This window comes from Gracilibacillus sp. YIM 98692 (genome assembly GCF_010993965.1).
Taxonomy (GTDB): domain Bacteria; phylum Bacillota; class Bacilli; order Bacillales; family Amphibacillaceae; genus Gracilibacillus.
Genome location: NZ_WIXM01000001.1, coordinates 351517 through 370410, shown reverse-complemented (window position 1 = coordinate 370410; position 18894 = coordinate 351517). Strand labels below are relative to the sequence as shown.

General features: G+C 35.4%; 17 protein-coding genes. 16 read left to right on the top strand and 1 reads right to left on the bottom strand.

Features of this window, described 5'->3' with window-relative positions:
* Positions 1-49: 49 nt before the first annotated feature.
* The 8 genes from GHD00_RS01555 (at position 50) to GHD00_RS01520 (ending at position 6851) form a co-directional block, all read left to right on the top strand.
* On the top strand, positions 50-799 hold the full coding sequence (locus GHD00_RS01555; protein ID WP_163536326.1) for a GntR family transcriptional regulator: 750 nt from the start codon (positions 50-52) through the stop codon (positions 797-799).
* Between the two features lie 95 nt (positions 800-894).
* Positions 895-1476 carry a glucose-6-phosphate isomerase gene (locus tag GHD00_RS01550; protein ID WP_163536325.1) on the top strand — a complete coding sequence of 194 codons (582 nt, stop codon included), beginning with the start codon at positions 895-897 and terminating at the stop codon, positions 1474-1476.
* 78 nt (positions 1477-1554) lie between these two features.
* Positions 1555-2505, top strand: a complete 951-nt coding sequence (locus GHD00_RS01545) for a phosphotriesterase family protein (RefSeq protein WP_240468560.1) — start codon at positions 1555-1557, stop codon at positions 2503-2505.
* Positions 2506-2525: 20 nt separating this feature from the next.
* On the top strand, positions 2526-3470 hold the full coding sequence (locus tag GHD00_RS01540) for a shikimate dehydrogenase family protein (RefSeq protein ID WP_163536323.1): 945 nt from the start codon (positions 2526-2528) through the stop codon (positions 3468-3470).
* Positions 3471-3515: 45 nt separating this feature from the next.
* Positions 3516-4448: a phosphoglycerate dehydrogenase gene (locus tag GHD00_RS01535; RefSeq protein WP_163536322.1), complete on the top strand. Its 933-nt coding sequence runs from the start codon at positions 3516-3518 to the stop codon at positions 4446-4448.
* 12 nt (positions 4449-4460) lie between these two features.
* Positions 4461-5114: a bifunctional 2-keto-4-hydroxyglutarate aldolase/2-keto-3-deoxy-6-phosphogluconate aldolase gene (locus GHD00_RS01530; RefSeq protein ID WP_163536321.1), complete on the top strand. Its 654-nt coding sequence runs from the start codon at positions 4461-4463 to the stop codon at positions 5112-5114.
* A 100-nt stretch (positions 5115-5214) separates the two neighbouring features.
* Positions 5215-5943, top strand: a complete 729-nt coding sequence (gene nagB, locus GHD00_RS01525; RefSeq protein WP_163536320.1) for a glucosamine-6-phosphate deaminase — start codon at positions 5215-5217, stop codon at positions 5941-5943.
* Positions 5944-6101: 158 nt separating this feature from the next.
* Positions 6102-6851: an SDR family oxidoreductase gene (locus GHD00_RS01520; RefSeq protein WP_240468559.1), complete on the top strand. Its 750-nt coding sequence runs from the start codon at positions 6102-6104 to the stop codon at positions 6849-6851.
* 697 nt (positions 6852-7548) lie between these two features.
* Here GHD00_RS01520 and GHD00_RS01515 read toward each other — a convergent pair.
* On the bottom strand, positions 7549-8613 hold the full coding sequence (locus tag GHD00_RS01515; RefSeq protein ID WP_163536318.1) for a LacI family DNA-binding transcriptional regulator: 1065 nt from the start codon (positions 8611-8613) through the stop codon (positions 7549-7551).
* Positions 8614-8950: 337 nt separating this feature from the next.
* Between GHD00_RS01515 and GHD00_RS01510 the strand changes: the two genes are divergently transcribed.
* From GHD00_RS01510 to GHD00_RS01475, 8 genes are all read left to right on the top strand, one after another.
* A complete protein-coding gene (locus GHD00_RS01510; RefSeq protein ID WP_163536317.1) occupies positions 8951-9787 on the top strand; it encodes a transketolase in 837 nt (278 codons plus the stop codon).
* Positions 9780-10733 carry a transketolase family protein gene (locus GHD00_RS01505; protein ID WP_163536316.1) on the top strand — a complete coding sequence of 318 codons (954 nt, stop codon included), beginning with the start codon at positions 9780-9782 and terminating at the stop codon, positions 10731-10733. Before GHD00_RS01510 ends, GHD00_RS01505 begins: the two co-directional genes overlap by 8 nt.
* A gap of 10 nt (positions 10734-10743) precedes the next feature.
* Positions 10744-12246: a glycerol kinase GlpK gene (gene glpK, locus GHD00_RS01500; protein ID WP_163536315.1), complete on the top strand. Its 1503-nt coding sequence runs from the start codon at positions 10744-10746 to the stop codon at positions 12244-12246.
* A 38-nt stretch (positions 12247-12284) separates the two neighbouring features.
* The gene (locus GHD00_RS01495; RefSeq protein ID WP_163536314.1) at positions 12285-13325 is read left to right on the top strand and encodes a sugar ABC transporter substrate-binding protein; all 1041 of its coding nucleotides are present in this window, start codon (positions 12285-12287) and stop codon (positions 13323-13325) included.
* A 110-nt stretch (positions 13326-13435) separates the two neighbouring features.
* A complete protein-coding gene (locus GHD00_RS01490) occupies positions 13436-14944 on the top strand; it encodes a sugar ABC transporter ATP-binding protein (protein WP_205600692.1) in 1509 nt (502 codons plus the stop codon).
* Positions 14945-14947: 3 nt separating this feature from the next.
* Positions 14948-15931, top strand: coding sequence for an ABC transporter permease (locus GHD00_RS01485; protein ID WP_240468558.1), 984 nt, complete (start codon positions 14948-14950; stop codon positions 15929-15931).
* Between the two features lie 20 nt (positions 15932-15951).
* The gene (locus tag GHD00_RS01480; RefSeq protein ID WP_205600691.1) at positions 15952-17049 is read left to right on the top strand and encodes a zinc-binding dehydrogenase; all 1098 of its coding nucleotides are present in this window, start codon (positions 15952-15954) and stop codon (positions 17047-17049) included.
* Between the two features lie 1030 nt (positions 17050-18079).
* Positions 18080-18826, top strand: coding sequence for a transporter substrate-binding domain-containing protein (locus tag GHD00_RS01475; protein WP_163536312.1), 747 nt, complete (start codon positions 18080-18082; stop codon positions 18824-18826).
* Positions 18827-18894: the final 68 nt, after the last annotated feature.

The following is an 18894-nucleotide window of genomic DNA, read 5'->3' as shown; positions in this document are numbered from 1 at the left end:
ATGAAGATAAATAAAGGTTGAAAATACCTTACATTAGGGGGGGGATTCATTGAAAAAAGTAAAGGCTGGGATTGATAAGAATAATCCATTACCTTTGTATTTCCAATTAAAGGAGATAATAAAAAAAGATATAGAGAATGGAGTTTTAAAGCCTGGGGAGCCCATACTTTCAGAACGTGAGTTAATAGAGATGTATGATATTAGCAGAACGCCAGTCAGGCAAGCATTAGACGAACTTGTCTCTGAAGGGTTACTTCGGAGAGAGCATGGTAAAGGTACTTTCGTAACTGGAAAGAAAATTAGCCAATGGTTTTTAGAGAACTTAAGGAGCTTTGGCGATGAAATGAATGAAAAAGGTCTTGAGTATCGAACAATTTTATTAAGCAAACAAATAGTAGAGACTAACTCTATATTAGAAGAGATATTTGGGTCGAAGTATACAAGGTTTTATCACTTAGAACGGCTTCGATATGTCAAGGAGGAACCATACGTCTTAGTAACTACGTACGTTCCTTATGATCTCGCCCCAAATTTACTAGAAGAAGATTTAGAAAATCAATCACTGTATAAAACGTTAGAAACAAATTATGAGCTTCACATAAGCTATGCCTTAAGAGATATTGAAGCGATTAATGTGAACGAAGAAGATGCTGAAAAAATTGGTGTTCACCCAGCTTCAGCTATTCATTTAACAAAAACTGTAGCTTATTTAAGCGATGATAAACCATTTGAATATTCGATTGGGCGCTATCGAGGAGACTTAAATAAGTTTAGTGTTCGAGTACCTCTAAAAAAGTGATTATTCTGATGGAACTGGTAATGACAACATTATGACAATATTTACTGTCATCTTTAATATATTAAAAAATAATTAACATCAAGGAGTGTTTTTCAATGAGTGAAGAATTTAACGTAAGTCCATTTACCATGTATTTTGATTTAGCAAACGGTATGTCAAAAGACAAAGAAACGTCAAAGCGATACCTTTCCAACATGAAAGGGATGTTTTCTGATGACGAATCCTTAGAAAAGATGTTAGAAAAACAAGATGAACTTGCATACGAGTTTTATCAATTAGATTTACCGCAAAAAGATAGTAACTTGTTGTTCGGAACAAGCATTGTCTATCCAGGAACGGTAGGAAATGAATATCATATGACTAAAGGACATTTCCACACGATATTAGATACGGCAGAGGTATACTATTGCTTAAGTGGCAGTGGCTATTTATTAATGGAAAATCCAGAAGGAGATTGGGCAGCAGAAGAATTTAAGCCGGGTAATGCTGTATATGTCCCGGGGCGTTATGCACATAGAAGTATTAATACTGGTAACGAACCATTGGTTACTTTCTTTGTTTTCCGTGCAGATGCAGGTCACGATTATGGCACAATTGAGACAAAAGGCTTTAGACATCTAATTGTAGAGAAAGATGGAAAGCCAGAAATCATTGAAAATCCTAAGTGGAAAGAATAGAGAGACTACTAGAAAGAAGCCTTGCATATTTAGTAGAGTCGCAAAATATGTGAATCTATGACGAAAGAAGGGTTTAAAATGATTCAAACGGTTCTCGGTTCAATTGAAAAAGATCAAATGGGGTTCTGTCATAGTCATGAACATTTATTTCTTGCTGATGGTCAGCCAGCTAAAGTGAATTCTGCATTAAGAATTGACGATTATAAGCTAACCGTTGAAGAGCTAGAAACCTTTAAACGAATTGGTGGTTCGACCATTGTGGATGCTCAACCGCTTGGATCTGGTAGAATTGCTTCATCATTAGTTCAAGCTTCACAGGATACTGGTATTCATATCGTAGCTTCAACAGGATTCCATAAATTAGCTTTTTATCCGAACGATCACTGGATTTTTAGCTTTACGGAGGGACAGTTGACAGAGGTTTTTACTAATGAGCTAACAGAGGGAATGTATATTCAAACAGATACCCAACCCCCTCAACAAAAAATAGAAAACCGAGCGGGAATTATCAAAACGGCTATTGATGAAGAACGTGTGAAAGACCCAGAGAAGAAATGGTTCCATGCAGCAGCAAAAGTAGCATTGGAGACAGGTGCTCCAATTATGTGTCATACCGAGAGTAAGCAACAGGCTGTTATTTTAGCAGACTTTTATACAGAAAATGGTGTTCCGCCAGAGCAGCTAATTATGTGTCATTTAGATCGGACGTTAGATGGCCTTGAAGTGCATAAGGAAATAGCTGAGCGAGGTATTTATCTCGAATATGATACGATTGGAAGATTTAAATACCATAGTGATGAATCTGAAGCAGAAATGATTGTGCAAATGATTGAATGGGGCCTAGAGGACTCTATTTTACTCGGCCTTGATACGACTAGACAGCGATTAAAAAGCTATGGCGGTGTTATTGGTTTAGATCATATTAAAGAATCATTTATTCCATTATTAAAGAACTATGGGATAGAAGAAAAGTCAATAGAGAAAATGATGGTGCATAACCCAGCAACAGCATTTTCCTATAAAAAATAAAAGGAAAGGCGTGTATAAAAATGGATTTACCAAGAAAAGCAACCCAACCAACCATGTATTTTATTGGGGTAACGACAAAACAATCGTCCATCATGAAACTATTTCCGCTGTGGGCTAAGGAGCTTGGTTTAAAAGATGCAGTACTAGAAGGAATCGATATTGACATTCATGCAGACGAAAAGGATTATCAAGATTGTGTAGATTTTATTAAAAACGATCCATTATCAAAGGGTGCTCTAGTTACGACGCATAAAATTGATTTATATAATGCTACAAAATCTATGTTTGATTTCATGGATCCTCATGCTGAAATGTTAGATGAAATTTCTTCTATTTCAAAGAAAAACGGTAAGTTAGAAGGACACGCTAAGGATCCAATCACTAGTGGATTAGCAATGGAAGCATTTATTCCAGAAAATTTCTGGCATAAAGATGGGGAAGTTTTTATTATGGGGGCTGGAGGTAGCGCATTAGCTATAAGCTCCTATTTAACAGAGAAAAAACATGGGGATAACGTTCCGAAGAAGATAATTCTAAGCAACAGAAGCGAAGCCCGTCTGAAATCTGCAGAGAAATTACTAAGTAAAATAGATACGCCAACAAAATTTGAGTATCATGTTTGTCCAGAGCCTGAAGATAATGATGCAATCTTAAACAAACTTAGCACGAATTCGATGGTAGTTAATGCAACAGGTTTAGGAAAAGATCGTCCAGGTTCTCCACTTACAGATAACGGGCAATTTCCTGAAGGTAGCCTTGTATGGGAACTAAATTACCGTGGCGAACTTGACTTTATGCATCAAGGATTAGCACACAAAGAAAATAAAAATTTACATGTGGAAGATGGCTGGATTTACTTTATACATGGCTGGACACAAGTGATTGCAGAGGTATTCCAAGTGGATATCGACAAACACTTTGATCAATTAGAAAAAATAGCACATGATCTAAGAATGTCAAAATAAACAAGTTTCATCTAATCAAACTTGTAGGAAGGATAGTGAACCAAGGTGAGCTATAAAGTACTAGTAACTCCACGTTCTTTTGGTAAGCATAGTCAAGAGCCTATAGACTTATTAAAAGAAAAAGGGTTGGACATCATCCATAATCCTTATGGCCGTATTATGACAAAAGATGAAATGATCGAACAAGTCAAAGATATAGACGGGGTCATTGTTGGGGTGGACCCTCTAGATGCAGATGTGTTAAAGCATGCACAAAAATTAAAAGTAATATCAAAATATGGTGTCGGAACAGATAATATTGATGTGGATTTTGCCAAACAGAACAATATACCTGTTACTGTTACGCAAAATGCAAATGCGGATGCTGTTGCAGACTATGCATTAGCATTGATGCTTTCCTCAGCAAGAAAAGTAGTTCATATCGATCAAGAGTGCCGGCATCTAAATTGGAACAAAATTACGACGGTAGATATGCATAAGAAGACACTAGGTCTAGTCGGACTTGGAAACATCGGTAAGAAAGTAGCACGTCGTGCTCAAGGATTTGATATGAAGGTATTAGCATATGATCTTTTTCATGATAAAGCATATGCTGAGGAAAGTGGTGTGGAGTATGTAGATACGGTGGATAAAATATTCTCACAAGCTGATTTTATCAGTCTACATTTACCATTAAATGAGCATACACAGCATTTGGTCGGAGCGAAGCAATTTGAAATGATGAAGTCAACCGCAGTCATTATCAATACTGCACGTGGTGGACTTATTGATGAGAAAGCACTATTCCATGCATTAAATGAAAAACAAATCTGGGGAGCAGGGATTGATGTATTCGAACAAGAGCCGCCATCTAATACAGAATTGCTATCTTTAAACAACTTAGTAATTGGTTCCCATTGTGCGGCCTCTACTGTTCAAGCTGTGGATAATATGGGAATAATGGCTAGTCAAAATCTGATCAATGCGTTATCGAAATAGGAGATGAAATAAATGTTAGATAAAGAAACGATTATTAAAAATATTACAGATGTGGGAATTGTTGCTGTTGTTAGAGCGGATAATACAGACCAAGCATTAAGAATCGCTGAAGCGTGTTTAGAAGGAGGGATTAATGCCTTAGAAATTACTTTCACTGTACCTGGAGCGCATCGCGTGATTGAAAAATTATCGGATTCCTACAATGAGGGAGAAATTGTGTTAGGTGCTGGTACTGTCATGGACTCAGAAACTGCGCGTATCGCAATTCTTTCAGGGGCACAATATATTGTATCTCCTTATTTTGATGAGGAAACGGTACGTTTAAGTAATCGCTATCGTGTCCCTTGCATGCCTGGTGCTATGACAATAAAAGAAGTTGTGGAGGCTATGGAGGCTGGAGTAGATATTATTAAGCTATTCCCAGGTGAAGTAAATGGTCCGCAAATGATAAAGGCGATTAAAGGCCCAGTTCCTCAAGCGAAGTTAATGCCTACTGGTGGTGTAGATATTAATAATGTTCACGAATGGATAAAAGCAGGCGCCTCAGCAGTCGGAGCAGGTGGTTCTTTAGTAGGTAGTGCAAAACAAGGGGACTATAAGGAAATTACAAGAAGAGCCAAGCAATTTGTAGAAGTTATTAAAGAAACCAGAACAGACATGTCCTAAAACACCGTAATGTGTGATGAGATGGGTGTGTAGAAAACACGCATCTCATCATTTTAACAACTTGTTTGAAACAATGATTCAATTTATAGGGGTGAGATAGTTGAGAAAGTGGATTGTTACGAAAGATTACCATGAAATGAGCCAAAAGGCAGCGAAAGAAGTGTCTCATAAAATAAAAGAACAACCAAATCTTGTATTAGGATTATCTACTGGAGGAACACCTGTAGGAACATATCAAACATTCATTGAATTGCATAAAGAAAGTGATTTGGATTTTAGCCGTGTCACAACCTTTAATTTAGACGAATATGTTGGCCTCTCTGAAGACCACCCTCAAAGCTATACATACTATATGTGGAACAATTTGTTTTCTGAAGTAAATATAGATAAAAACAATATCCATATTCCATCAGGGATTTTTGAAGATGAGAATCAAGTCTTGCGAGAATATGATCAAAAACTAGCGGAAGCTGGTAGTATTGATGTCATGATACTTGGAATTGGGGGAAATGGTCATATTGGTTTTAATGAACCGAATGAAGAGTTAAAAGCAGGGACACATATCGCTTCTTTAACGGAAGAAACAATCCAAGCAAACGCTCGCTTTTTTCAAGATATCAATGAAGTTCCAAAGCAGGCAGTTGCTATGGGTGTCGGAGATATTTTGCAATCCAAAGAAATCATATTGATTGCTAGTGGCAAGGAAAAAGCAGAATCAATAAGAGCAACCTTTAATGGAAAAATTACCTTACAACATCCATCCTCATTACTTCAGTTACATAATAATGTAACCATAATCATAGATGAGGAAGCAGCATCTCTTTTATAGTCAAAGAATAAAAATGAAGATTTATTGATGTTTATAATTCAGACACGAGGTGCTAGCTAGCCTCTTTTTCCGAAATTCTAAGTAATTGCTATCAAAAAATTAACAAGGATTGATATCTTTTTTATTCTCAGGGGGAATTTGACATGTTTTTAGAAGATATGTTTGGACTAAAAGGCAAAGTTGCTGTTGTAACTGGTGGAGGACGTGGCATTGGTCAAAAAGTTGCTATTGGTCTTGCGAAGGCAGGGGCAGAGATAGCCATACTTTGCCGAAGTGGAGCTGATGAAACAGTGAAGCTGATAGAAGATCAAGGTGGAAAAGCATACTGGATTGCAACAGATGTAACGACAGAAGAAAGCGTTGATAACGCACTTTCAGAAATCCTTAATCGTTCAAGTTCTATCGATATTTTATTTAACAATGCAGGAATTTGTATGCATCAATCTACATTGGATGCAACTGTTGCCGAATTTAGAGAAGTAATAGATGTAAATCTCACCGGGCAATTCATTGTAGCTCGTGCTATAGGTAAGATTATGATTGAACAAGGTATCAAAGGAAGTATTATTAATATGGCTTCAATGTCTGGGTCTATTGTTAATGTGCCCCAAATGCAAGCTTCTTACAACGCATCTAAATCAGCTGTTGTCCACATGACAAAATCATTGGCTGTTGAGTGGGCAAAGCATCAAATTCGAGTTAACAGCCTTAGTCCCGGATATGTTACTACCCCAATGTCTATCGACACACCACAGGAACTTAAAGATGCTTGGTTACCACTTATTCCTATGCGCCGTTTTGCAAAACCCGAAGAGCTATTGCCACCTGTACTTTATTTAGCTAGTAATGCTGCAGGTTATACCTCAGGTAGCGATGTAGTAGTGGATGGAGCTTATACCTGTTTATAAGGATATAATTTATAGTAATAAGATATTAATATAGAGAAAGGGGTTTCTTTGAAACAACTTTTATAACGATCTTCGATTGAACGAACGTCAAGTATAAGGTTCTTCGTAAGCAAAATTCGCCATCGTTTTTGACCTTACTTTGCTTTTTAACTGCCCAGGATTGTGTTTGTAAAATGAGAGCCTTGCGAGATTAATAATTTGTTAAAAATGACTGCATTTTGTTAAATGTCTAAATTATTCCAATTATAATGTGACCGTTATCGTACTTAGGGATTGGTCATTTGCTCGGATGCTGGCACCCTAACTCTTCTAATTGTAGATGGTTGGCATTCGTACGGAACCAGGTGGCACTCTAGAAGATACCCTTATCATATTCGCGAGCAAATGACCCTTTTTTGTCGTTATATAGTTGTTTTATCCCCAAAATTACTTTGAACGAAAATAGACACCCCTATTTCCCTTTACGAGTGATTAGATGAGGGTCTATCAAAAAAGTGAAAGCCATAACCCATAGTTCCCGTATGGAATATGAGTATATGCATTGCTTAGTGATATTATAGTATTTAATGGCATGTTACTTCTATTGCTTATATACCTGAACGATGTGTGCTCAAATGGCATACTTTTAAAATGAAAAATACTATACTGCTTTGAAATGTAGCTGTTTTAACCCTTTATAGAATTCAATGCAGCTAATTTATTCAGTAGATGAAGTATGTTGCTCTATGGTTTGAGTTGAGTTTCGTACTATTAATTCGGTATCAACAATATATTTTACTCTTGTTTGTTGTGGGTTATTCATTAATTCTATTATTTTGTCCACTGCTAAAGTAGCCATCTTTTCTTTATCTACGGATATACTGCTTAATTCAGGGGTAAGAATTTTAGCTTCTTGAATATCATCAAACCCAACAACTGATACATCATTAGGAATTTTTAAACCGACTTCACTTAAACTTTTGATAAAACTAATTGCCATATAATCTGATTCACAAAACACCGCAGTAGGTAAATCATCACGCCTTTGATCGATTTTTTTTTTGAATACTTCTTGAGATGATAACACTGTAGGGATCATAGTTAAAATATCTTTATCTAAAAGTTTTAAGTTATTCTGATTTAACGCCTTCATAAAGCCTTCTTTACGTAATTCGAAGTTTCTAATTCTAACTTTCGACTTTACATATCCTATTCTTTTATGTCCGGCTTCGATTAAATATTTTGTTGCTTGATATGCCCCTTGCATGCTGTTCATATTTACAAAGCTAACATTAAGAGTGTCAAAACAATTATCAAGAACAACAATATTCGGCTGGTGTTTTGCAATAAATTCTATTTGTTCCTCATTTAAATCTGTACCAAGCAAAATAATCCCATCACAACCTCCTTCTTTACTAATAAGTTTAATATCCTCATGTAAATTATCCATATTTATATTAGATAGCATTAAAGAATAATCCTTTGAGAAAAGATACTTCCCAATATTATTAATTAATTCAGTGAAAAATGGCAATGACTCGTATTCTTCTATTACGATACCTGGATTGGTACATGCAACAAATTTAATAATATTATCTGAACGGTTTACAACGTTTTTATTTTGAGCAAAATTATTTTTGACGACATACCCATTTGCTTCTGCAATTTTTAGGATTTTTTCTCTAGTTTCTTGAGCTAGACCTGGTTTGTTGTTTAAAGCTAAAGAAACTGATGAAATGGAAACATTAGCGAGCCTTGCTATATCTGTAATAGTTAATTTCATGCCAGAATCATACCTTTCTTTTAAATAAAAGATTTTAAGTCAAATATGAGTGGTTCATATGAATTCGTATTGTGATATCGATACTTTATCACTAATTGTATATTAACAAAATTAGTTAATCAAATATTTTTATTAAAATTTTTAGTTTTTAAATTAATAGTATTGAATGATTGGAAATATGGTGTTGCAGTACAATATACTGATCGTGAAAATGAAATATTTAGATTTTCTTTTTAAAAAATTTTAATAAAATTTTTATTGACAGCGCTTTAATTAGTTGTTATATTGCTTATAAGCGTTAAAATAATTAAAATTTTTAATAAAAAGGAGGATCTTAATGGGTTCAGAACTTTATTTGAAGACGAAATCGCTGGAAATACGTAAAAGTTTATTAGAAATGATTTATAATGCAGGATCTGGTCATACAGGTTCATCACTTTCTAATGTAGATATTTTAACTTTGTTATATTACGATCAAATGAATGTAGATCCGCAAAATCCTAATTGGTCTAAAAGAGACAGATACATTCAAAGTAAAGGACACGCTGTAGAATCGTATTACGCAATACTAGCGGATAAAGGTTTTTTTTCAAAAAATCAATTAAAAAATTTTAGTGCTTTTAAATCAAATCTTATTGGACATCCAAATAATAAAATTCCAGGTGTTGAAATGAATACAGGTGCTTTAGGACATGGGTTATCCTGCAGTGTTGGAATGGCATTGGCAGCAAAAAAGGATAAAGATACTTACAGGGTATTTACTTTGTTAGGTGATGGAGAATTAGCTGAAGGCTCTGTATGGGAAGCAGCTATGGCAGCATCACACTATAAATTAGATAACTTAATCGCAATCATCGATAGAAATAGGTTACAGATTACAGGAAAAACGGAAGATGTCATGTCGGTTGAACCACTAGTAGAAAAATGGAATTCCTTTGGATGGGAAGTGATGGAAGTTGATGGTCATGATTTTAAAGAGTTAAAAAATGTATTCGATATCATTCCAACTATTAAAGACAAGCCGACTGTTGTCATTGCAAATACTATCAAAGGAAAAGGAATCTCTTTAGCTGAAAACCAAGCAGGCTGGCATCATAAAGTTCCGTCAGACGAGGAATATGAAGTGGCAATGAAAGAACTTTCTGAACAATTGGAGGTGTTGTCCAATGCATAGTATTAACACAAACACAATTCCTAATAGAAAAGCGGTGGGCGCTAAATTAATTCAAATTGCAAAGGAAAATAAAGATATTTATGTCTTAACCAGTGATTCCAGAGGTTCTACAGCTATGGCTGAATTTGGGAAAGTCTTGCCTGACCAACTAATTGAAGTAGGAATTGCCGAACAAAACTTAATTGGGATTGCATCTGGATTAGCGAAAAGTGGTAAGAAACCTTTTGTATCATCTTATGCGTGTTTTATTACAATGAGGAGTATCGAACAAATTAAGGTGGATGTAGCCTACTCAAATTCTAATGTAAAAATTATAGGTGTCAGTGGTGGGGTAAGCTACAGCACATTAGGCATGTCTCATCACTCTTTACAAGATATTGCGGTAACAAGAGCAATTCCAAACCTTGATGTGATGATCCCAGCAGACAGAATTGAATCTGAAAAAATGATAGAAGCACTTGTAGATTATGATCGTCCTGTATATATGAGAATTGGAAGGAATGCTGTCCCTGATGTATATACAGATACAAATTATAACTTTGAACTTGGCAAAGCTGTTCCATTAAGAGAGGGAGATGATATTACAATCATTGCAACAGGTGAAACTGTCAGCCATGCCATAGAAGCTTCTGATAAATTAAAGGAACAAGGTATTGAATGTCGAGTTCTTAATATCCATACGATTAAGCCTTTAGATGAAGAAAAAGTGTTAATGGCAGCGGAAGAAACAAAAAATATTATTACAATGGAAGAGCATAGTGTTTTTGGAGGTTTAGGGTCGGCTGTATCAGAGCTACTATCACAGCATTACCCAACTAAACTTAAAATCTTAGGTTTTCCAGATGAACCATGTATAACTGGAAATAAACAAGAAATATTTGATTACTATGGATTAAATGCTGATAGTGCTGTTAAGGAAGCATTACAAATGTTAGCGACAGATTGAGGTGTTAATTTTGAATGCTGAAAAAATTATAGCAATTGATCAAAGCACTTCCGGTACAAAAGTATTACTAGTTCACAAAAATGGTAAGATTCTAAAAACATTAAGTCAAGAACATAGACAAATATATCCTCATTCAGGATGGGTAGAACATGATCCGAATGAAATTTATGAAAATGTTAAGAGTTTATTAAAAAAGATAGTAGCAGAATTAGAAAATGGTAAACAGGAACTGGCAGGCATTTCTATAACAAATCAAAGAGAAACAGTAGTTGTGTGGGATAAATATACTGGTGAGCCTTTGTATAACGCGATTGTCTGGCAGTGTAGGAGAACTGCATCTATGTGTGAGCAACTAAAAAAGAAAGGCTTTGAAGGCGTTATAAGAGAGAAGACAGGATTAACAATTGATCCATATTTTTCAGCTACTAAAATAAAGTGGATATTGGAAAATGAAACACAAGGAATAAACGAAAAAATGAAAGAAGATAGAATATTAATAGGTACAATGGACAGTTGGCTAATGTGGAAGTTAACGAATGGTCACATTCATGCAACTGATTATACCAATGCCTCTAGGACGTTGCTTTTTAATATCAATAATTTAGATTGGGATAGTGAGTTATTGGAAATCTTCGGATTAGATCGCAATATGCTGCCCAATGTGAGAGCTTCTGATGAATTTTTTGGGAATATCTCAGATATACAAGAACTAGAAAGGTTACCTCTTTCTGGAGTAATCGGTGATTCACAAGGCGCATTATTTGGACAAAAATGTTTTGAAAAAGGAGAGGTAAAAGCGACATTTGGTACAGGGACATCACTTATGATGCATGCGGGTGAAAAAAAACCTGAAAATGTAAGCGGTTTAGTCAATACAATAGCTTGGAAGTTGAGAGGCCAAAGTGTTTGTTACGGGGTAGAAGGCATTATTCATAGCACTGGTGATACGTTGAATTGGATTAGGAATAACCTTCAGCTTTTTCATAATTTCAGTGAATGTGACGCAATACTGAATGAAATTTCAGACAATGAGGGGGTTTATTTAGTGCCTGCATTTGTGGGTCTAGGAATTCCTTACTGGGATCCGAACGCACGTGCAGCCATATTTGGTGTCACTAGGTCGACAAAAAAAGCACATATAATACGCGCAGGACTTGAAAGTATTGCTTATCAAGTGAAGAGTGCATCTAAAGTGATAGAGGATAAATCATCTGTTGCTCTTTCGGAACTAAAAGTTGATGGTGGTGCCATTCAAAATAAGTTTTTAATGCAGTTTCAAGCAGATATCCTAAACTGTAAGGTGGTTGTACCGCAAATAAAGGAATTATCAGCAATGGGGTCCTTTTACTTAGCAGGATTAGCTTTTGGTTTTTGGCATTCTCTAGATGAAATCAAATCAATTCATAATAATGAACAAGTATATGCTCCAAAGATGAATATAGAAACGAGAGATACACTTTATCAAAAATGGGAGAAATATGTAAAAAAAGTGTTAACTACAGCTGAGGTCTAATTTTTAGATATTAAATAATAATAGAAAGGGAGAGTTATATGTTAAAAATAAAAAGTTTCATCAATTTATTTTTGGTGGTTATTTTAATTACACTTGTTGGTTGTAATAATAATGAAAATGTAGATAAAAACGTTGACATGACAGAAATTGATGGTGAAACAATGGATATTGCTTGGATAGGAAAAACACTTAATAATCCTTGGTGGGTTTCAGTTGCTGACTTTGCAGAACAAGAAGCAGAAAATCTTGGAGTTAACTTAACAATATCTCTTCCAGAAGAGGAAGTTGACCTTGGCAAGCAAGTAGCAATGGTTGAATCAGCTATCGAAAAACAAACAGATGCCATTGTTATATCTGCAACAAGCTCAGATGGTATTATTCCTGCGATAGAAAAGGCAAGAAATGAAGGAATTAAAATTGTTAACTTTGACACAAGAATTAGTGATCCAAGCATGTATGATGCTTTTGTTGGAGCTGATGACGTAGAAGGTGCATATAAAGCAGGTAAATATATTGCAGAACAGTTGAATGGTGAAGGGAAAGTAGGTTTAATCACTGGTTTATTAGCACAATCAACTGGAATAGATCGCAAAGAGGGTTTCATGAAAGCCATGGAGGAATATCCAGGTATTGAAGTTGTGGCAGAAGCAAGTGGTGATTGGAGATCAGACTTAGCCGCTGATGCAACTACTAACATGTTAACCGCGCATTCTGATATTGATGCTATATTTGCTAGTAATGATCAAATGGCGGTTGGAATGGCAAGTGCTGCAGAAGCTGAGCAAAGGGCAGAAGATTTGATCTTAGTTGGTTACGACGGAATTATTGATGCTGTGGATTTAGTATTAGAAGATGATTTAGACGCATTTGTAGCATTACCAAACATTGATGAAGGGGTAATGGGCGTAAGATTGGCTGCAGCTTTAGTGGCAAATCCTGATTTTGAATTTAATCGAGAAGTTATTTATCCAACTTCATTAGTAACAAAAGAGAATATTGAAGGACTTACAGATCAGACAATCTATGAATATATAGCTGAGAGATTTCCGTTATTCGGTATAACTGATAAAGGATACTAAATGTGGCTATATGACGAGATGTTGGCTTTTAAAAGCCAATATCTCTACTTCTCTTCTTTTAATCTATCAATAGTGTATAAATTCTATATTGTGGAAAGGAGTGAGTGAACTTGTCAGGTACTTTATTGGAATTCAACTCCATATATAAAGAATATCCAGGAGTAAAGGCTGTAAATGGTGTTTCATTTAGTATTTCTAAAGGGGCAGTCACTGCTCTGCTCGGAGCAAACGGTGCAGGGAAATCGACGCTAATGAAGATATTAAGTGGAGCGGAAACTAGAGATAGCGGAGACATCATCATTCAAGACAATTATTTGCCGAAAAATTACAGTACTTTAGAAGCGAAGTCATTGGGAATAGGTATTATTTATCAAGAGCTTAGTTTGCTTTCAGAACTTACAGTTGCAGAGAATATTTACTTAACGAATGAACCTCTAATTACACAATTTCCTAAAATCATTGATTATAAAAAGATGAAAAAGGAAGCAAAACATCAATTAGAAAAACTACAAGTTTATGATGTAGATGTAGATGAAAAAGTCTCTAATTTATCACTTCCCAATCAACAAATGGTAGAAATTGCAAAAGCATTAGCTCAAGATTGTAAAGTGATCATCATGGATGAACCGACTACATCTCTAGCAACGGATGAAACAAAAAGACTCTTCGATGTAATAAAGCATTTAAAAAAGCAAAATATCTCAATTATATATATTTCACATCGACTAGATGAAATCTTTGAGATTGCAGATAATGCTGTCATTATGCGGGATGGCGAACTAGTGAATAAATTAGATATAGATAAAACTTCAAAAGACGAGATTATTACATCTATGACGGGGAGAAAGTTAAATAGAGTAAAAACAGAAGATGAAATAAGTAATTCTAATGAAATAATGTTTGGTGTAAGAGGAATTAGTGATAGAAAATTTCTTAAGGATATATCTTTTTCAGTGAGAAAAAACGAAATATTAGGCATAGGCGGGCTAGTAGGAGCACAAAGAACAGAGCTTGCAAGATTAATTTTTGGGGCAGATAAATTGGAAAAAGGCGAAATCTCTTTGAATGGAGAAATTATCCAAAATAAAACACCAGAAGATGCGATTCGTAATGGGATTGGTTATTTAAGTGAAAATAGGAAAGAGGAAGCACTTAATTTAGGGTTATCCGTTCAAGAGAATATTATTCAAACTGATTTGCCCAAGGTAAGTAAAGGTCTTGTTGTTAGCGATAAGAAAATAATTGAAACTTTTAAAAGTTACAAGCAGAAAATGAACATAAAAGGAGCGGGATCAACAGCAGTAAAAAATTTAAGTGGTGGAAACCAACAAAAAGTGGCAATCGCTAAATGGCTCCATGTTGGCGCAAAACTTTTGATATTTGATGAACCTACAAGAGGTGTTGATGTAGGTGCAAAAGCAGAAATTTACCAATTAGTCAGAGATTTTGCAAGAAAGGGAAATACAGCAATAGTCATTTCGTCTGAAATAGAAGAACTGGCTACAGTAAGCGATCGAGTATTAATTATGGCCAAAGGTGAGATTACACATGAATTAAAAGGTTCGGATGTGAATCAAGATACGATCTTTAATTGTATTACAACGAAAGGGAGTGATTAAAACATGAGTACAGAATACGTGGTATCAGCAGACAAATCGATAAATTATAAGCGAGTAATGAATTTGTTATTCGGAAAGTTAGGTATATTTTTGGGATTATTCGCTTTAATGACAGTTTTTTCAATCCTATCACCTGTATTTCTTAGTCTTGGAAATTTAGAAAATATACTTATACAGTCGGCAACAAACGCAATTATTGCTGCAGGAATGACGTTTGTAATTATTTCAGGTGAAATAGACTTGTCTGTAGGTTCCATTTTAGCATTAACCTCTATAGTCAGTGGAGAAATTATGATTACAACTGGCAGTGTTTGGTTAGGCGTAGGTGTTGCGTTATTAATGGGGATATTGATGGGAGTTTTTAACGGAGTTTTTGTTGCTTATTTAGGTTTTCCTGCGTTTATTGTTACCCTCGCAACGATGTGGTTGTATCGAGGAAGTGCATATGTTTATTCAGGAGGACAAGCGGTTGTAGGATTGCCGGATGGTTTTAGAGTATTAGCCAATGGGAAATTTCTTTATATTCCTTACATTGTATGGATTATGCTCATTATTTACGGATTGTGTTATTTTGTTCTAACAAAACTTCGGATGGGAAGAAAGATTTATGCCACAGGTGATAATAGTGAATCAGCTAGACTATCAGGCATTAATGTTAGAGCGGTTAAAATGATAGTATTTTCAATATCTGGATGTTTGACAGCTGTTAGTGCTTTGATATTGATGGCACGTTTAAATTCAGCACAACCTGTAGCAGGAATGACATTTGAATTAACAGCTATTGCTGCAGCGGTAATTGGTGGAACTAGTCTGACAAAAGGTGGAGTTGGAAGTATTGTTGGGACATTAATTGGTGCAGTATTTATTGCTACACTGCAAAATGGTTTAGTTATTTTAAATGTTTCGTCGTTTTGGCAGCAATTATTAATGGGGATAGTTGTTTTAATTGCAGTTGGAATAGATAAATATAGAAAAAAATTATCGTGATGAGAGGAGAAAAGTTATAAATGGAAAAGTTGAAAGATTTACCTAAAACAATGCATGCAGTAGTTTGTCATGGACCTGAGGATTATAGGTATGAGCAAGTTGATGTACCCGAGATTAACGAGGATGAAGTTCTTGTGAGGATTAAGGCATGTGGTATCTGTGCGAGTGATATAAAATCCTATCAAGGAGCAGCGATGTTTTGGGGAGGAGGAGTACTGCCTCCTTGGAATGATGCCCCAGTAAATGCTGGACATGAATTTATCGGTGAAGTAGTAGCCATTGGTGATAAGGCTAAGATAAGACACAATTTGGAAATTGGTGATTTAGCAATAGCTGAGCAAATTGTTCCTTGTAGGGAATGTCGATATTGTATTGATGGTACGTATTGGATGTGTGAAAATCAAAATATTTACGGTCACCAAAGAATTGTTGCCGATGGTGGAATGGCAGAATATATGAAATATCATTCAAATTCAATTGTCCATAAAGTTCCTAAAACAATTCCTGAAAAACACGCTGCTACTATAGAACCCTTGTCCTGTTCGGTTCACACTATAGAAAGAGCAAATATTGAATTTGATGATGTTGTCGTTGTTGCAGGTTTAGGCCCTATTGGGTTGATGAAACTGCAGTTAGCAAAATTAAAAAGTCCGAAATTATTAATTGGAATTGATCTTAAACCAAAAAGATTAGACCTAGCTAAGAAATTAGGTGCTGATATTGTACTAAATCCAGCTGAACAAGATGTTGAAGCAGAAGTTAAAAAATTAACAGATGGATATGGATGTGATGTATATATTCATAATTCTGGACATCCGTCAGGTGTTATTCAAGGGTTGAAAATGATTCGAAAACGGGGTACGTTTGTTGAATTTAGTGTGTTCTCAGATGAAACGAGTGTAGATTGGAGTATAATTGGAGATAGAAAAGAATTAAACGTTGTTGGTTCTCATATTAGCGGTCAAGATGGATATCCAGTAGCAATTAAAATGCTGGAAAAGGGTTTGGTAAAAGTAGATGAAATCATAACGCATGAATTCCGTTTAGAAGATTTTATGGAGGCATTTAGATTAGCTGAAAAGGGGGATGATTCTATTAAAACAATATTGGTTCCATAACCTTTATGGATAGACTTTGGTTGTGAAAGTTTTTATTCACCTCTCTATTAGAGAGGTGAATTTTAATTAATTTATAGCTATTATTCTTCTTACCGATCTTTTATTAGTAATCTCTCTGAAAAGTTCAATAACATCCGTAACTATGGAATTTTTGTAACAGTAAACACCTTTTCCTAGGGAGCTTTATACTTTTTTAAAAGGGGGAAAATGAAAGTTTTATGGAGGATTTCAGGATTAAGGTTATGCAGGCGTTTCCACAGGACGTTGCCAATTTAACCTGCGTTCTCTTAGTACCTTCTTGATTGCATTACTCGCTTTGATCGTTTCGTTGATCAATAGAAAATAGACCTCCCTATTAACCGACAAAGTGAGTAGGTGAGGTCTATCCTGAATGGTTAGCCGAACCCTCTGGGGGAACCGCTTATCCATAAACCACAGCTACCACTGTGGCTTATTATTATATGCATTACTCATATTTATTATAACATGTAGATATTAGTTTTGGAAGTAGTGGTAATGCAGGTAATCAGATAATTGTGTAGCAGCTCACTTTAACAATTATATCCAACCAATCTTACTTTGAATTATCGGTGGAAAACCAACAACTGGGAGATACTTCATCGAATTCCAATATTCCCACTGCACGCTGCGACATATTAGTTAATCTCCTTTATGGTTATTTAGTACATTTAAAAATGCTTCTAAGTTAACGGAAACCCATTTGTCCCTATGAAAAGCTGTGTAAAGCAATAGGCTTTTCCTCCAAATCAGTTTTCATTTCCCTAAGTTCTTCTTTATCAATTTCATCTTTTATTAAAGAATGAGGAAGCATTGATTTACATAATCCGATCATACACATTTTTTGATTGCTTCAATGCTTGGCAATTCAATTTTGGCAACAGATGTTTCTCTCTCCATTTTCAAATATTTTTCAATGATGGGGCGCATCAAGAAAGCTTGTTTGTTTTTACAAATTATAACAGCATATTGTGGATTGGATTGAATAACATGATATTGAGGGAGGGAAATTATGAAAAAGAAATTCTATAATATTGTAGCAGTAATGCTAACAGTATTTTTATTGGCAGCCTGTGGTGCAGGCGGAGAAACATATACTGTAGCAACAGACGCCAACTTCCAGCCGTTTGAATATAAGAATCCTGAGACAGGGAAAATGGAAGGATTCGACATCGAACTCATTAAAGCGATTGCGGAAGAAGCAGGATTTAATGTGGAATTTGAAACGATGCAATTTGATGGATTACTTGCTGGTATTAAATCTGCTCGTTATCCAATGGCTGTTGCCGGTATTTCTATTACCGAAGAACGTAAAAAAACGATTAACTTCTCGGACAAGTACTATAACTCTGGTTTGATCGTTATGGTACCAACAGAATCAGATATTCAATCGGTTGATGATTTAGCTGGTAAAAAAGTTGGTACACGTCAAGGTTCTACGAGTCAGGAATACTTACAAAATAATACGGATGCTGAAATCGAGGCATTCCCGGCTATTGTAGATGCATATATGGCGTTAAAGTCTGGTCGATTAGATGCCGTTCTCTATGATTTGCCGAATGTGAAGTACTTTATCCAACAAGAAGGTGAAGGGAAACTGAAAACCGTTGGTAAATTACTTGAAGGACAACCATATGGTATTGCTTTCCCAAAAGATTCTGATCTCGTCGATGATGTGAACGAAGCATTGCAAACGATAAAAGATAATGGCACGTATGATGAAATTTATAAAAAGTGGTTTGGTGAAGCACCTGAATAAAAACATGCAACCAAGAATTAATAAAAATTCCAAGCGTAACAAGTGATAGCTTGTTGCGCTTTTTTATA

Bases quoted from the DNA above. Each gene is read 5' to 3' on its own strand.
- GHD00_RS01550 (WP_163536325.1), top strand. From the start codon at position 895: ATGAGTGAAGAATTTAACGTAAGTCCATTTACCATGTATTTTGATTTA.
- GHD00_RS01545 (WP_240468560.1), top strand. From the start codon at position 1,555: ATGATTCAAACGGTTCTCGGTTCAATTGAAAAAGATCAAATGGGGTTC.
- GHD00_RS01540 (WP_163536323.1), top strand. From the start codon at position 2,526: ATGGATTTACCAAGAAAAGCAACCCAACCAACCATGTATTTTATTGGG.
- GHD00_RS01530 (WP_163536321.1), top strand. From the start codon at position 4,461: ATGTTAGATAAAGAAACGATTATTAAAAATATTACAGATGTGGGAATT.
- GHD00_RS01520 (WP_240468559.1), top strand. From the start codon at position 6,102: ATGTTTGGACTAAAAGGCAAAGTTGCTGTTGTAACTGGTGGAGGACGT.
- GHD00_RS01515 (WP_163536318.1), bottom strand. From the start codon at position 8,613: ATGAAATTAACTATTACAGATATAGCAAGGCTCGCTAATGTTTCCATT.
- GHD00_RS01510 (WP_163536317.1), top strand. From the start codon at position 8,951: ATGGGTTCAGAACTTTATTTGAAGACGAAATCGCTGGAAATACGTAAA.
- GHD00_RS01505 (WP_163536316.1), top strand. From the start codon at position 9,780: ATGCATAGTATTAACACAAACACAATTCCTAATAGAAAAGCGGTGGGC.
- GHD00_RS01495 (WP_163536314.1), top strand. From the start codon at position 12,285: ATGTTAAAAATAAAAAGTTTCATCAATTTATTTTTGGTGGTTATTTTA.
- GHD00_RS01485 (WP_240468558.1), top strand. From the start codon at position 14,948: ATGAGTACAGAATACGTGGTATCAGCAGACAAATCGATAAATTATAAG.
- GHD00_RS01480 (WP_205600691.1), top strand. From the start codon at position 15,952: ATGGAAAAGTTGAAAGATTTACCTAAAACAATGCATGCAGTAGTTTGT.
- GHD00_RS01475 (WP_163536312.1), top strand. From the start codon at position 18,080: ATGAAAAAGAAATTCTATAATATTGTAGCAGTAATGCTAACAGTATTT.